This window comes from Sphingomonas sp. 77B, from assembly GCF_056497825.1.
The window spans coordinates 3,436,557-3,451,080 of sequence record NZ_JBWMBY010000001.1 but is presented as its reverse complement, the minus strand read 5'-3'; the positions used below and the strand labels follow the sequence as shown (position 1 = coordinate 3,451,080).

At 66.8% G+C, this 14,524-nt stretch carries 11 protein-coding genes, 1 tRNA gene and 1 pseudogene; 9 read left to right on the top strand and 4 right to left on the bottom strand.

Going from position 1 to position 14,524, the window contains the following annotated elements:
- Window positions 1-46: 46 nt before the first annotated feature.
- A complete protein-coding gene (locus tag AC1GI4_RS16230) occupies window positions 47-2,635 on the bottom strand; it encodes a PAS domain-containing protein (RefSeq protein WP_479630188.1) in 2,589 nt (862 codons plus the stop codon).
- A 169-nt stretch (window positions 2,636-2,804) separates the two neighbouring features.
- On the opposite strand from AC1GI4_RS16230, the gene AC1GI4_RS16225 reads away from it, so the two are divergent.
- From AC1GI4_RS16225 to AC1GI4_RS16185, 9 genes are all read left to right on the top strand, one after another.
- Complete coding sequence (locus AC1GI4_RS16225; protein ID WP_479630187.1) at window positions 2,805-3,269, top strand: hypothetical protein; 465 nt, start codon at window positions 2,805-2,807, stop codon at window positions 3,267-3,269.
- A 107-nt stretch (window positions 3,270-3,376) separates the two neighbouring features.
- Window positions 3,377-5,521 (top strand): TonB-dependent receptor, encoded by a 2,145-nt coding sequence (locus AC1GI4_RS16220; protein ID WP_479630185.1) that lies wholly within the window; start codon window positions 3,377-3,379, stop codon window positions 5,519-5,521.
- A gap of 11 nt (window positions 5,522-5,532) precedes the next feature.
- Window positions 5,533-6,948, top strand: a complete 1,416-nt coding sequence (locus AC1GI4_RS16215; protein WP_479630184.1) for a PepSY-associated TM helix domain-containing protein — start codon at window positions 5,533-5,535, stop codon at window positions 6,946-6,948.
- A gap of 44 nt (window positions 6,949-6,992) precedes the next feature.
- Window positions 6,993-7,493 (top strand): TspO/MBR family protein, encoded by a 501-nt coding sequence (locus AC1GI4_RS16210; RefSeq protein WP_479630183.1) that lies wholly within the window; start codon window positions 6,993-6,995, stop codon window positions 7,491-7,493.
- Between the two features lie 70 nt (window positions 7,494-7,563).
- Window positions 7,564-8,532 (top strand): cytochrome c oxidase subunit II, encoded by a 969-nt coding sequence (gene coxB, locus AC1GI4_RS16205; protein WP_479630182.1) that lies wholly within the window; start codon window positions 7,564-7,566, stop codon window positions 8,530-8,532.
- A complete protein-coding gene (ctaD, locus tag AC1GI4_RS16200) occupies window positions 8,529-11,039 on the top strand; it encodes a cytochrome c oxidase subunit I (RefSeq protein WP_479630181.1) in 2,511 nt (836 codons plus the stop codon). The genes coxB and ctaD overlap by 4 nt, the downstream gene beginning before the upstream one ends.
- Window positions 11,036-11,413, top strand: a complete 378-nt coding sequence (locus tag AC1GI4_RS16195) for a hypothetical protein (RefSeq protein WP_433910141.1) — start codon at window positions 11,036-11,038, stop codon at window positions 11,411-11,413. Before ctaD ends, AC1GI4_RS16195 begins: the two co-directional genes overlap by 4 nt.
- Window positions 11,410-11,988, top strand: coding sequence for a cytochrome c oxidase assembly protein (locus AC1GI4_RS16190; protein WP_479630179.1), 579 nt, complete (start codon window positions 11,410-11,412; stop codon window positions 11,986-11,988). Before AC1GI4_RS16195 ends, AC1GI4_RS16190 begins: the two co-directional genes overlap by 4 nt.
- Window positions 11,985-13,034, top strand: coding sequence for a c-type cytochrome (locus AC1GI4_RS16185; RefSeq protein ID WP_479630178.1), 1,050 nt, complete (start codon window positions 11,985-11,987; stop codon window positions 13,032-13,034). Before AC1GI4_RS16190 ends, AC1GI4_RS16185 begins: the two co-directional genes overlap by 4 nt.
- Window positions 13,035-13,227: 193 nt before the next feature.
- On the opposite strand, the pseudogene AC1GI4_RS16180 reads toward AC1GI4_RS16185, so the two are convergent.
- The 3 genes and pseudogenes from AC1GI4_RS16180 to AC1GI4_RS16170 form a co-directional block, all read right to left on the bottom strand.
- Window positions 13,228-13,614: pseudogene (locus AC1GI4_RS16180) on the bottom strand (EAL domain-containing protein); the annotation flags it as partial.
- A 429-nt stretch (window positions 13,615-14,043) separates the two neighbouring features.
- Window positions 14,044-14,118 (bottom strand) — tRNA-Val (locus AC1GI4_RS16175).
- 61 nt (window positions 14,119-14,179) lie between these two features.
- The gene (locus AC1GI4_RS16170) at window positions 14,180-14,467 is read right to left on the bottom strand and encodes an HU family DNA-binding protein (RefSeq protein WP_269083245.1); all 288 of its coding nucleotides are present in this window, start codon (window positions 14,465-14,467) and stop codon (window positions 14,180-14,182) included.
- Window positions 14,468-14,524 lie beyond the last annotated feature (57 nt).

Here is a 14,524-nt window from a genome sequence, read left to right as displayed (position 1 = left end):
GCGGTACGCAATACCGCGGCGCCGGGGAGCCAGGCCTTTGACGGGATCAGGAGGCGTGGGGTTCGTACCGCCGCGCGCTCGCGCCCATCGCCGCCTGAATCCCCATGACCAGCGCATCCACCGTGAAGGGCTTGGTCAGCAACTGCATGCCCGGCGACAGATGCCCACTGTTCAGCACCGCATTCTCCGCATAGCCCGTGACGAACATGACATTCAATTCATGTCGCAATTCCCGCGCCGCCTCGGCCAGCTGCCGCCCGTTCATGCCGCCGGGCAGGCCGACATCGGTGACCAGCAGATCGATGCGCTCGTCCGATCGCAGCACGGCCATCCCCTCGACGCTGTCCGCCGCCTCGACCACCCGATATCCCATGTCGCGCAGGACATCGGAGATCATCATTCGCACCGTCGCCTCGTCATCGACGACCAGAACCGTCTCGCCCGCGCCCGATGGCTTTGCGGTCACGCCGGTCGCATCCACGCCATCGCGTTCGACCGGGCCGTCATGGCGCGGCAGATACAGGAACACCGTCGTGCCCTCGCCAGGTGCCGAACGGATGCGCACCTGACCGCCCGATTGCTGGGCAAAGCCGTAGATCATGCTCAGCCCCAGCCCGGTCCCCTGCCCCAGCGGCTTGGTGGTGAAGAACGGGTCGAACACCTTTTCCATCACCTCCGGCGTCATGCCGGTGCCGGTATCGGTGACGCACAGCGCCAGATATTCGCCATCGGGTATGTCGGCGAAGCGGGCATTGCCCTTGTCGAGACGGCGATTGACCATCTCGATCGTGATCCGCCCGCCCTCCGGCATCGCATCGCGCGCGTTGATGCACAGGTTGAGCAGCGCATTTTCCAGCTGCGGCGCGTCGACCAGCACCGTCCACAGATCATCCGCGCCATGCGTCTCCAGCACGATGCCCGGCCCGACGGTGCGGCGAATCAGGTCGGTCATGCCCGCCACCAGGGCAGCGATGTCGGTGGGCTTGGGCGCCAGCGTCTGTCGCCGGGAAAAGGCGAGCAGCCGGTGGGTCAGCGCCGCCGCGCGCCGGGTCGCCCCCTGCGCCGCGTCCATATAGCGGTCCAGGTCGTTCACCCGCCCCTGCGAAAGCCGCAGCGTCATCAACTCCAGAGAACCCGAAATCCCGGCGAGCAGATTGTTGAAATCATGCGCCAGCCCGCCGGTCAGCTGCCCCACCGCCTCCATTTTCTGGCTCTGTCGCAGCGCTTCCTCGGCGCGCATCAATTCGGCGGTGCGATCGGCGACCCGCTGTTCCAGCTGGTCGGTCAGCGCGCGCAGCTCGGCGATGGCCGTGTCGCGCTCGACCTCCAGCGCACGCCGGGCGCCGACATCGATCAGGACGCCGGGAAACTGGACCGGCGTACCGTCGGGCGCATGATCGACACGACCGATCGCCTCCAGCCAGTGATAATGGCCGTCATGGCGACGCACGCGATACTGGTGCGCATAGGGTCCGCCCCGCGCGATCGCCGCCTGCACCGCCTCCGACAGCCCGGCCCGGTCGTCGGGATGGACCAGTTCCGCCACCTTCTCGATTTCCAACCCTTCGTGGCCGAGCGCGGGGGCGATTCCGAAATGCCGCGCGAACGGCTCGTCGCAGGTGAAGCGGTTGGACAGGAGATCCCAGAACCAGGTGCCGATGATCGCACCGGCCTCCTGCGCCAGCTGCACCCGCTCGGCGTTCAGTCGTGCCCGGGCCTCGCTTTCGCGGAGCTGCTGCTCGGTGCAGATGCGATCGGTGATGTCGAAGCTGACGCCCGGAAAGCGCACGCAGCGGCCGCTCTCATCGGCGATGCAGCGACCCCGCGCCGATACCCAGTGAATCGTGCCATCCGACTGGACCAGCCGATATTCGGAGGCGAAACGGCCCGCTGCGTCGCCCTCACCCGTCCCCGCCATGGCGTCCGCGACCTCGCGCGTGACACGCTCACGATCATCGGGATGGATGCCCCGAAAGAATTCGGCGATCGGGATTCCCGTCTCGGCCGCGGCCGGATCTACCCCGTACATGGCAGCGAAGCGCCGATCCGAGCGGACGGAGTCGTTGACCACGTCCCAGTCCCACATGCCGACATGCGCGCCCGAACTCAGCGCCAGCTCCAGCCGCTCGTCCGCCTCGCGCTGCCGCCGCTCCGCCAGCACCCGCGCGGTCGTCTCGCCGGTGACGCAGATCATGCCCGCGATCGCGCCGCGATCGTCGAAGACCGGGGAATAGGAAAAGGACCAATAGGCCTCTTCGGGCTTGCCCTCACGCGCCAGGTCGAGCCGCATGTCGGTGACCTGCGCGACCTTGCCCGACAGCGCGATATCCACCAGCGGCGCGATATCCGTCCAGATGCTGTCCCACAGGATACGGAACGGCGTCCCCATGGCGGTCGCGGCGCGATACCCCAGCATCGGGCGATAGGCGTCATTGTAGAACGAGATCAGATCCGGTCCCCAGACCAGATACATGGGGGCCGGACAGGCCAGCATCGTGGCGATCTGCGCCTTGAGCGCGGCAGGCCATGTCTCCGGGCGCCCCAGGCTGGTCGTCGCCCAGTCGAATGCGATCATTTCGTCGACGACCCGACCCGATACGCCGTCGAGAAAAGCAAAGGCGGCAGAATATACCATGATTTGACCCTGCATCAGAGCGCGGCCCGGCGCCAGCGTCGATTGGCGGCCGCACCACCGCCCCTCGATCTGGATCAGGCCATTGGCTTAGACAGGATATCCGGCCATTTTGTCCAAGGGCCGATCTGTCCGGGTGACAGCGCCGATCGGCTCGACTACCCCTCGCCTCGTGACGGCGATCCGCAGCCTGTTCGCGCAACGCAAGCTGGCCGTGCTCCTCTGCGCGGCAGCGCTGTTGCTGAAGCTGCTGATCCCGAATGGCTATATGGTCGGGCAGGTCGATGGCCACGCCGCGATCATCCTGTGTCCCGCCAGCGGCCCCGTCCCCGATCTGTCCGCGACGGGGCATGGCAAGACCATGACGCATGGCGGGGCCATGGCAATGGGTCACGGCACGATGGTGCATGATGGAAGCGGACACGGCTCCGGCCATTCCGACGAGGATCATGGCCGAGAGAGCCCCTGCGCCTTTGCCGGGCTGGCCGCGCCCGGGCTGGCGGCGACCGATCCGATCCAGCTGGCGCTGCTCATCGCTTTCGTCATGGGCGTCGGGCTGGCCGTGCCGGTCCTGCCCCGGCCCGCCCCCGCGCCCTATTTGCGGCCGCCCCTGCGAGGACCGCCCGCGCTTTCCTGACCCGTCTCATCCGGTGTCGCTGCCTTCGGGCGGCAACGCCCTCATGATGTTCGCCCCCGTTCCAGCGGGGGTCGGTCGAAAGCCCTTTCATGCCTCTTTTCCTTTCCATGCCGGACAATCCGTCCGGTCAGGCGGCAACGCCGCCATCCCCGACGATCGTCGTCACCGCCGCACGCCCGCTCGACACCGGCGCCGGGGCGGCCAGCCGCTTACCCCTGACGATCCGCGAAACACCCGCCAGCATCGAGATCCTGACCCAGGACGAACTCCAGGCGCGCGGAGTCCGCACGGCGCGCGAGGCGTTCGACCAGGTGGTCGGCGCGATCTCGGGCAATGTGCCGGGCAATCCGGCGGTGGTCACGATGCGCGGCTTTGCAGGCAACACCGTCTCGATCCTGCAGGACGGCGTGCGAATCGCCGCTTCCACGGTCACCCAGCGCGACAGCAATATCTGGCATTATGACCGGATCGAGGTGCTGAAAGGCCCCGCGTCCGTCCTTTACGGCGAAGGTGCGCTGGCGGGCGTCATCAACAAGGTGACGCGCAAGCCCGTGCTCGGCGAACGCACACTCGACCTGATGCTGTCGGGCGGCAGCTTCGACACGGTCTTCGCAGGCGGGGGCGTCAACCTGCCCGTGTCATCCACCATCGCGGTGCGCGCGGACGCCAGCTATCAGCGTTCCGACAGCCTGTACGATGTCGACCACAATGCCAGCGTCTCGACCGGGCTGACCGCCAGCGCGCTGTTCCGGCCCAGCGACCGCCTGTCGCTGCTGGTCGCGGTCGACCATTTCGAGGATCGCTATGACGCCACCTATCAGGGCCTGCCGCTGATCCCCGCCCGCTATGCGCTCGACCCCAGCGACGCAGTGCGCAGCAGCGCCGGGCTGGTCGCCGACCGAAGCCTGAGGCAGCGCAACTACAACCCGATAGGGGCGTGGTCGGGCGCGAACGAGACGACGGTTCGCTCGCGGCTCGACTGGAGGATCGGCGATGGCTGGGTCGCCGCGCTGGACCTGACCGGCTATACCGCCGACCGCGCCTTTCTGCTGGCCGACACGCAGAGTTTCGCCGCGCCCAGCGCCCGCTTCCCGAATGGCAGCATCCGGCAAAGCTATCAGGATTTCCGCCACGACCATCAATTCTGGAATGCGCGCGGCACTATCGAGCGCGACGGGCAGATCGCCGGCCTGCGCCACCGCTTCATCCTGGGCGCGGAATATAACGCGACCGATTTCACCAGCCTTCGCCAGCAGGCCCCGCTCGGCACGCTGCCCGATGTCGATCTGCGCAACCCCGCGCCGATCATCGCGCCGACCTCTCCGGCGGTCTTCACCAGCGGCAATGTGACCTTTCGCTCGCGCCTGAAGCAGGCATCGGTCTTTGCCGAGGATGCGGTCAACCTGACGTCGCGCTGGCTGCTCGTCGGCGGTGTCCGCTGGGATCACATCGCGCTCGACCGGGCGACGATCCAGAATGTCGGAGGGGCGACCGACCGCAATGCACCGCGTTTCGATCCGGTGTCGTGGCGCGCGGGCACGACCTGGGAGGCTGTGCGGGGGGTGACGCTCTATGCGCAATACACCACCGCCGTCTCGCCGGTGTCGACCATTCTGCTCGCCTCGATCGCCAATAGCCGCTTTCGCCTGACCAAAGGCCATGCGGTGGAGGCGGGGTTCAAGGCGAGTGGCTGGGCCAATCGCGCGACGCTGACCGGCGCCGTGTATCGCATCGTTCAGTCCGACATCCTGACCCGCGACCCGACCAATCCGGCGTTGAGCATCCAGGGCGGACGGCAATCGTCACGCGGGGGCGAACTAACCGGCGAGCTTCGCCCCTTGCCCTCGCTCCGCCTGACGGCGGGGGCGTCCTATACCGATGCACGCTATGACCAGCTGTCGGAACTGGTCGGCGGCGTGCGGGTCGACCGCAGCGGCAACCGGCCGATCAACGTGCCCGACACCACGCTGTTCGCCTCCGTCTTCTACACATTGCCGCACGATGTCACCTTGGGGGGCATCCTGCGACAGGCGGGCGGCTTCTATACCGACACCGCGAACAGCATCCATGTCGCGGGTCACATGCTGCTCGACGCCAGCCTGTCGGTGCCGGTCGGGCCGCACACCACCCTGACGGTGCGCGGACGCAACCTGACCAATCGCTTCTACGGCGAATATTCGGGCTACCCGACCACCAACGTCTATATCGGCGAGCCGCGATCCCTCGATATCGCGCTGACGGCCCGGTTGTGAGGAGCAGTTCGATGACACCCGCCTCGCGCCACGCCGCCTTCCACCGCACGATCTGGCGCTGGCATTTCTGGGCCGGACTGCTGGTCGCGCCGATCCTGCTGATGCTCAGCCTGACCGGCGCCATCTATCTGTTCAACGACGAATTGAACGATGCGATCTATCCCGAGCTTCGCTTCGTCGCGCCCCACCGCACCGAAGCGCCGATGTCGCGCCTGATCGAGGCCGCGCTGGCCGCCTATCCCGGCAGCGCCTCGCGGGTCGACATGCCCGCCACCGCCGACCGTTCGGCGGTGGTCTTCGTCCAGCCGAACGAGGGACCGCCGCGTCGCGTTGCCGTCGATCCCGGGACGGCGAAGGTGCTGGGCAGCGTGGTCTATGACCGCACGCTGGTCGGCTGGGCGGATGCCATGCACCGATCGATCCTGATGGGCGTGTTCGGCGAGCGGCTGGTCGAACTGGCGGTCAGCTGGGCGCTGGTGCTGCTCGTCACCGGCATCATCCTGTGGTGGCCGCGCGGGCGGTTCACGGCGGCGGGGACGCTTTGGCCGCGCGTGAGCGGACGGGGGCGACGCTTCTGGCGCGACCTGCATGGGCCGGTGGGGGTGTGGACCGTCGTACTGATCGGCTTCCTGATCGTCACCGGCCTGCCCTGGGCCAGGGTCAGCGGGCCGTTGATCCACCGGGTCGGCGCGGCGCTGGGCGTGGGCTATCCGGCTTCCTTCCGCCAGTACAATATCCCGCATAGCGTGCCGATGAAGACCGCGCTGGGCGATGCGCCATGGACGCTCGAGGATGCGCCCCTCCCCCGATCACAGATGCCCCATTCGGCCATGCCCGCCATGGGCGGCGAACATGCCGATCACGGCCCGGAGACGCCCGGTGCGACCCGCGACCCGGCGGTCATTCGCGGCACCGACCGGGTGACGGACATCCTGCGCGCGCATGGCTGGTCGGGCAGCTATCGCCTGTTCCTGCCCAAGGGGGCGGACGGGGTCTATACCGTCTTCACCTATCCCGACCGGCCGGTGGGGCAGAAGACGCTCTATATCGACCGCTACAGCTTCAGGCCGATCGGGCCGGAGGTCCGCTATGCCGATTACGGCATCGTCGGCCGCGCGGTGGAGTCGGGCGTGCAGCTTCACATGGGCAATTATTTCGGCCGCGCGAACCAGTTGCTGATGCTGATCCCCTGCATCGCCATCTGGGTCCTGACGTTCAGCGGCGTGGCCATGTGGTGGAAGCGTCGCCCGGTCGGACGGATCGGAGCGCCGCCTGCGCTTTCGGGCGCGCGGGTCGGCGGCCTGCTGGTGTCGCTGGTGGTGGCGGGGATCGCCCTGCCGCTGTTCGGCGCGTCGTTGATCGTGATCGGCCTGCTCGACCGCATCGTCTCGTGGAGCCGCCGCCGCGTGGCGATTGAACAGGGTTGAGTGACGACCGTTATCGCCTTCGACATTCGGAAGGGATGACGGCCATGAAGAACAAGGGACTATCGCCATGGGCGGCGGGCGGTATCGCGGCGGGCGTGCTGGGGCTGAGCGCGCTGATCGGGCGGCGTAACGCCCCCGATCCGTCGCATCCGCGCATCCGCCGCTGGTATGCGCGGCTCGACAAGCCCGGCTTCACCCCGCCCGACATGGTGTTCGGCGCGGTGTGGCCGGTGCTGGAGACGCTGGCGGCGGTCGGCGGCTATCGCCTGCTCCGCCAGCCCGACTCGCCCGCCCGCAATGCCTCGGTCGCGCTGTGGCTGGGCAACAGCGCAATGATCGGCGGCTGGACCGAACTGTTCTTCCGCGAACGCCGTACCCGCGCCAGCACTGCCGCCGCCGGAGCCATGGCGATCGGCACCACCGCGCTTGCCGCCACCGCGTGGAAAGTCGACCGCCCGGCCTCGGTCAGCGTCATGCCGCTGGCGGCGTGGCTGGGCTTTGCGACCCTGCTGGCCGGGGAAGTGTGGCGACGCAATGCCAAGTGACTTCACCACCCAACATGAACTTTCGATGAAACTAACATGAACTAATCCACCATCGAAACGTTCGGAGGCGATGCGGGGGAAAAGCAGCACCATCTTGATCGTAACCGCCGGTTTGCTGGCGGGATGCAACACGCATCAATCCACGCTGGCGCCGTTCGGGGCGGATGCGGCCGATATCCGGCATCTGTTTGTCATCATGCTGGTCGGCGCGGTGGTGATCTCAGGCGGTGTCGCGCTGCTGATGCGCCACGCCGTCCGGGCGCCCGAAGGGTCGATCGACCATCGCGAGGGGATGCGGATCGTCCTGTGGCTGGGCGGGATCATCCCCACCGTCGTGTTGCTCGGGCTGCTCGCCTACTCCCTACCCTATATGCGCCCGCGCCCGGCCTCGCCCGCCGACCTGACCATTGCCGTCGATGGCGAGCAATTCTGGTGGCGCGTCGCCTATGCGCCGCCGGGCCGTCCGCCCGTCCTCAGCGCCAATGAGATCCGCATTCCGACCGGCCGCACCGTCGCTTTCCGCCTGAGCGGCGGCGATGTGGTGCACAGCTTCTGGATTCCGGGGCTCGCGGGCAAGATGGACATGATCCCCGGCCGCATCAACAGCCTGGTCGTGCGCGCCGACAAGCCCGGCCGCTATCGCGGGCAGTGCGCGGAGTTTTGCGGCCTGTCCCATGCGCTGATGGCGTTCGACGTCATCGCCATGCCCCCCGCCGCCTTCGACGCCTGGCTGGCCGAGCAGGCCCGCACCGCCCAACCGAGCGTCGCGGCCGGAGCGCGCCTGTTCGCCGAGAATGGCTGTGGCGGCTGTCATGGTATCGCGGGGGTCAACGCGCCCAGCCGGATCGGCCCCGACCTCACCCATTTCGGATCGCGTCGCACGTTGGCGGCGGGCATCCTGCCGATGACCGAGGCGAACGTCGCTGCCTTCATCCGTCATCCCGAAAAGACCAAGCCCGGTGTCCGCATGCCGTCCTTCCCCCAATTGTCGGATGACGAGGCCCTTGCCCTCGCCCGCTATCTTCAGGGCCTGAAATGAGCCTCCACGCGCAGGACGACCCCCAGCTTCGCGCCGCCCAGGAGGAACGCCTTCGCGCCGTGTGGAAGCCCCCCAGCGGCCTGTTCCTGCGCTGGACCGACACCAACAATAACCGGGTCGGCGTCTGGTACACGCTGACCGCGTTCGGCTTCATGCTGTTCGCGGGCGTGCTGGCGCTCATCATGCGTACCCAGCTGGCGGTGCCCGACAATGATCTCGTGTCGGCGAACACCTTCAACCAGCTGTTCACGCTGCACGGCTCGATGATGATGTTCCTGTTCGCCGTCCCGATGTTCGAGGCGGTGTCGATCATTCTGCTGCCCCAGCTCTTGGGCGCGCGCGACCTGCCCTTCCCGCGCCTGTCGGCGTTCGGTTACTGGAGCTTCCTGCTCGGCGGCGTGTTCGTCGGCGGGTCGATCTTCTTCAACGCCGCGCCCGATGGCGGCTGGTTCATGTATCCGCCGCTGACCACCCGTACCGACCTGTCGGGGCTGGGCGCCGATATCTGGATGCTGGGCCTATCCTTCATCGAGGTGTCGTCAGTAGCCGCCGCCGTCGAGCTGATCGTCGGCGTGCTGAAGTGCCGCCCCCCGGGCATGCGGCTGAACCTGATGCCGCTCTACGCCTGGTATATCCTGGTCGTGGCGGTGATGATCCTGTTCGCCTTCCCGCCGCTGATCGCGGGCGACCTGTTGTTCGAGATGGAGCGATTGCTCAACTGGCCGTTCTTCGACGCCGCGCGCGGCGGCGATCCGTTACTGTGGCAGCACCTGTTCTGGATCTTCGGCCATCCGGAAGTCTATATCGTCTTCCTGCCCTCGATCGCGCTGTTCGCGATGATGATCCCGACCTTCGCGCAGCGGCATCTGCTGGGCTATCCGTGGATCGTGCTGGCCGCCGTCGGCACCGCCTTCCTGTCGTTCGGCCTGTGGGTCCACCACATGTTCGCGACCGGCCTGCCCAAGATCAGCCTGGCCTTCTTCTCCGCCGCCTCCGAGGCGGTCGCGATCCCGACCGGGGTTCAGATCTTCGCCTTCATCGCCACGCTCTGGGCTGGCAAGGTGAAATGGTCGACGCCGCTCCTTCACGCGAGCGGAAGCCTGGCCGTCTTCGTCATCGGCGGGCTGACCGGCGTGATGGTCGCGGTGGCGCCGTTCGACTGGCAGGCGCACGACACCTATTTCATCGTCGCGCATCTTCATTACGTGCTGATCGGCGGCACCCTGCTGCCGCTGTTCGGCGGGCTCTATTATTACTGGCCGCTGATTACGGGCAAGAAACTGTCCGACCGGCTGGGGCGCATCGCCTTCTGGATCATGTTCGTCGGGATCAACCTGACCTTCTTCCCGATGCACCTGTCGGGGCTGGAAGGGATGCCGCGCCGCGTCTTCACCTATCCGGAAGAATTGGGCATCGGCTGGCTCAACCTCGCTTCGACCGCCGGGTCATACATGTTCGCCATCGGCGTGCTGGTGCTGGTCGTCGATCTCGCCCTGTCGCCGACGCGGGCCAAGTCGCCGCGCAACCCGTGGAATGCGGGTACGCTGGAATGGCTGGCACACCCGGACGACGAGGATTGGGGCATCCGCTCGGTGCCGCTGGTCGAGAGCCGCTATCCGATCTGGGACCAGAAGAACTTCGTCGCCAAGGTCGATGAAGGCCGCTTTTTCCTCCCCGATGCCGAGGAAGGGCGCCGCGAGACGATCATCACCTCGGTCCTGGATGCCAAGCCGGTTTCGGTGATCCGCCTGGGCACGCCCAGCGTCAAGCCGATGATGACCGCCGTCGCGCTGGGCAGCGTGTTCATCCTGACCACCTATCACCTCTACCTCATCGCCGCGCTGGGCGGGGTGGTGACACTGGGCTGCATCCTGTGGTGGCTGTGGGACACCGCCGAAATCCCGGAAAAGCCCGAAAAGCCGATCGGCCACGGCATGCGCCTGCCGCTCTATATCTCCGGCCCGGCCGCGCCGGGTTGGTGGGCGATGTTCATCACCATGATGGCGGATGCGACCGCCTTTTCCGGCCTCGTCTTCGGCTATTATTTCTACTGGACAATCCATCCCGATTTCGGCGCGGGGTTCGACGGGCCGGGCAGCGGCGGGCCGATGACGGCGCTGGCCCTGTCACTGGCCAGCTGGGCCGCCACGCTGATCGCGCGCGAGGTTCATCACCGGGGTTCGGTCAACGCCGCGCGCGGACTGCTGGTCGCGGGCGCCGTCACCGCCATCGCCAGCCTGTTCGCCGGGATAGCATGCCTGGACGGGCTCGATCCGGAGGCCAATGTCTATCCGGCGATCGTCTGGGTGCTGGTCGTCTGGACCGTCGTCCATGCTGGCGTCGCCGCGATCATGCAGCTCTACACGTTGGCGCGGAGCGTCGCGGGCAAGATGACGCCGACCCATGATGCGGATATCCGCAACATCACCGTCTATATGCATTTCTTCGCGCTGACCGCGATCGTCACCTATCTGACCATCGGCCTGTTCCCGGAGACGGGGCTATGAAGCGCTGGCTGAAGGGCGCGCACCGGCTGCGCGTCACCCTCTGGACGCTGATCGTGCCGCCGACGACCTGGGCGGTGCATTTCCTCTTTTCGTATCTCTGGGTCGCGATCAGTTGCGAGCGGATCGGCAAATGGGCGCTGTTCCCCATCGCCTTTGCGATCGGGACGGTCGTGGCACTCATCGTCATCCTCGCCTCGGGGCTGATCGCGTGGCAGCAGTCGCGTACCCCCGGCGATCCGCCGCCGCACAATGAAGGCACCGATATCGATCGGCTGCGCTTCCTGGCCTATTCAACGATGCTGCTGGCGGGATTGAGCTTCGTCGCGGTGATCTTCACCGCGATGCCGGTGCTGATGCTGGGGGACTGCCGGTGAAGCGTGTCTGGTTGATGCTGGGGCTGGCGCTGTTGTCGGTCGGCTGGGCGTTCAGCACGTGGGGCATGACCGGGCACATGGTCGCGCACATGATTGCGGTGGCGGTGGCCGCGCCCCCGATCGCGCTGGGTCTGCAAGGAACGCGTTTCGATCCGGCGATCCGATTACCCCAGATCGCCACCCCGCTGGCCGCTGCCATGATCGAGGCGGTTGTCGTCTGGGGCTGGCACGTCCCGGCGCTGCGGCGACTGGCGGACCATGCCCCCGTCTGGCTGGTCGCCGAGCAGGCGAGTTTCCTGGCGGCAGGCCTCCTGCTTTGGGCCGCCGTGCTCGCACCCCGCCACCGCGCCGCCGGAGTCGCGGCGCTGCTCGTCACCTCGATGCACATGACCCTGCTGGGCGCGCTGATCGGCCTCGCACCGCGTCCCCTCTACAGCCATCACGACATGGGGGCGCTGGCGGATCAGCAAATGTCCGGCGTCGTCATGCTGCTGGTCGGCGGTGTCGCCTATCTGTGCGGCGGGCTGGCGATGCTGGCGCGGCTGCTCCAGGCCAAAGAGGAAGCGCACGCATGACGATCCGCATCACCTGGAAGCGCGTCATCGCGACCTTGCTGGGGCTGGCGCTGCTCGGCATGGGCGTGGCCTGGTCGGGTGTCATCAACCTTGCCGCCTCCAGCGGGCATTGGGCGATCACCGACTGGTTCCTGCACTGGGCGATGCGCAATTCGGTGCGCACCCACGCCGCCTTCACCGCGCCCAAGGACCCCGCCGACGCCAGCGGGCTGGTGAGTGCCGCTGGGCATTTCGCCAATAGCTGCGCGGTCTGTCACGGCGCCCCAGGCCAAAAGCCCGCCCCCGTGATGCAGGCGGCTACCCCGCCCGCGCCCGACCTGTCGGTCAATGCGCGCGAATGGACCGACAAGCAGTTGTTCTGGGTCCTGCAGCACGGCGTCAAATATACCGGCATGCCCGCCTGGGCGGTGCAGGACCGCCCCGACGAAGTACGGCGCATGGTCGCCTTCGTCCGTCGCCTGCCCGGCATGACGCCCGCCCAGTACCGCGCGCTGGTCGCCGAGGCCTCGCCTGCCGTCGATCCCGACAATTGCACCGGATGCCATGGCACCGACGGCCGCGGCCGGGGGAGCCCCGACATCCCGATCCTGGGCGGCCAGAGCCCCGAATATCTGCTCGCGGCACTCAAGGGCTATGCCAACGGCACCCGCTCCAGCGCGGTCATGCAGCAGGTCGCGATGCGCATGGAGCCCGCCGAAATGGAGGCCGCCGCGCGCCGCTTCGCCGCGATGCCGGGGCTCAGGTCGGAACGGAGTTCGAAACCTTCGGGCGATCCGGCGGCGGCGCAGATCGTCGAGCGCGGGCTGCCCGACAAGCAACTGCCCGCCTGTGTCAGCTGCCACACACCCGGCAAGCCCTATCCGGTCCTCGCCGGACAGCGGGCCGGCTATATCGCCGCGCGGTTGCGCCATTGGCAGGGCGACAAGAACGTCGTCGACGCGCGCAAGAGCCATGCGACCATGCCCGTGATCGCGCGGCGTATCCCGAAGGACATGATCGACCCCATCGCCCGCTACCTGGCGGGGGATGGAGGGACAACGCGGTGATGCGCGCCACAATCCATCCGTCGTTGCGAGCGTAGCGAAGCAATTCAGTGCGTCTTGATCCAGCCCTGGGTTGCTTCGCTACGCTCGCAATGACGACGTTTTGAGTCCTGCATACGATCGTCAGCCCCTCGCCCCCCATCCTCTCGGCGATTCGCATAGCCCCCTCGACGATCATGCGCCGGGGCATGGCCTCGTCGATCCCCCGGATCAGCGCCATGTCGAACTTGATATCGTCCGTCCGCACCTGGCCCAGCAGTGCCAGTCCGGCATGACCCGCATCAAAATCGTCGATCGCCGTGCCGAAGCCCATGTGATGACAGGTATCAAGGATGGTCTTCAGACGCGCGCCGTCACCCGTATCGACTTGTTCGGAAAACTCGAAGATCAATCGCTCGTAAGGCAGGCTCAACCGCCGCGCGGCGTCGAGCGTCGGCTCCAGACATGCGAGCGGCGAATAGACGGTGTCGGGAAAGAAATTGATCGACAGCCGCGCGCCTGTGTCGAGCAGCCCCGCCGCCACCACGCCCTCGATCGCGGCCACCCGACATTGCTGGTCGAAGTGGTAGCGATCCTCGGGCATGATCCGCGCCAGGATGTCGCGCGTGCCCTCGCCCTTGCTGCCACGCAGAGCGCCTCATAGGCGATGGGGCGTCCGTTCTCGACATCCATGATCGGCTGAAACGCCATCGCGATGGCGAAGGCCGGATGCTCGGCACAAAAGCTGCGATACCCAGGCTGCATGGCGCTCTCCTTTGGCGCTCAGCACAGCAAGAGGCGCGTGTAGCGAGACGACATACGATGAATCACCCGTCATTGCGGGCGCAGCGAAGCAATCCAGGGTTCCGCGCGCTGCCCTGGATTGCTTCGCTACGCTCGCAATGACGGGTCGACATCATGTCATCCCAGGCTAAAGGCGCGCTAAATTGTCGGGAATCCGGCAGGCTATTGCTGAAATTGCCTATTGGGCATTTTCACCATTCCATCCCGACCCTCAGGTCACGGGTAAGAATGGTGGGCGCGACAGGGATTGAACCTGTGACCCCACCCGTGTGAAGGGTGTGCTCTACCGCTGAGCTACGCGCCCGTAACCGGGAGACGGGCCTTTAGGCGGCGGCTCGCCGTCTGTCCAGCCCGAAAATTCGGATTTAGTTGACCGAGTCCTTCAGGAGCTTGCCCGGCTTGAACTTCGGCTGCGACGACGCCTTGATCGTCATCGGCTCGCCGGTGCGCGGGTTACGGCCGGTCGAGGCCTTGCGCTTGGAAACCGAGAAGGTGCCGAAACCGACCAGGCGCACTTCATCGCCCTTCTTCAGGGCGGCGGTGATCGATTCGAACACGGCGTCGACCGCCTTGACCGCATCGCCGCGCGCGAGGCCCGAGGAATCGGCGACGGTAGCGATGAGCTCCTGCTTGTTCATTCCATAACCCCCTATGATCTCGACGAGAACTGCGACGGACTCGGTGCCGTCCGAATATTAAAGCAACGATAA

Excerpts from the sequence above, each read along its gene's own strand:
- coxB (WP_479630182.1), top strand. The coding sequence starts at position 7,564 with ATGCGGGGGAAAAGCAGCACCATCTTGATCGTAACCGCCGGTTTGCTG.
- AC1GI4_RS16185 (WP_479630178.1), top strand. The coding sequence starts at position 11,985 with ATGACGATCCGCATCACCTGGAAGCGCGTCATCGCGACCTTGCTGGGG.
- AC1GI4_RS16195 (WP_433910141.1), top strand. The coding sequence starts at position 11,036 with ATGAAGCGCTGGCTGAAGGGCGCGCACCGGCTGCGCGTCACCCTCTGG.
- AC1GI4_RS16220 (WP_479630185.1), top strand. The coding sequence starts at position 3,377 with ATGCCGGACAATCCGTCCGGTCAGGCGGCAACGCCGCCATCCCCGACG.
- AC1GI4_RS16210 (WP_479630183.1), top strand. The coding sequence starts at position 6,993 with ATGAAGAACAAGGGACTATCGCCATGGGCGGCGGGCGGTATCGCGGCG.
- ctaD (WP_479630181.1), top strand. The coding sequence starts at position 8,529 with ATGAGCCTCCACGCGCAGGACGACCCCCAGCTTCGCGCCGCCCAGGAG.
- AC1GI4_RS16215 (WP_479630184.1), top strand. The coding sequence starts at position 5,533 with ATGACACCCGCCTCGCGCCACGCCGCCTTCCACCGCACGATCTGGCGC.
- AC1GI4_RS16230 (WP_479630188.1), bottom strand. The coding sequence starts at position 2,635 with ATGGTATATTCTGCCGCCTTTGCTTTTCTCGACGGCGTATCGGGTCGG.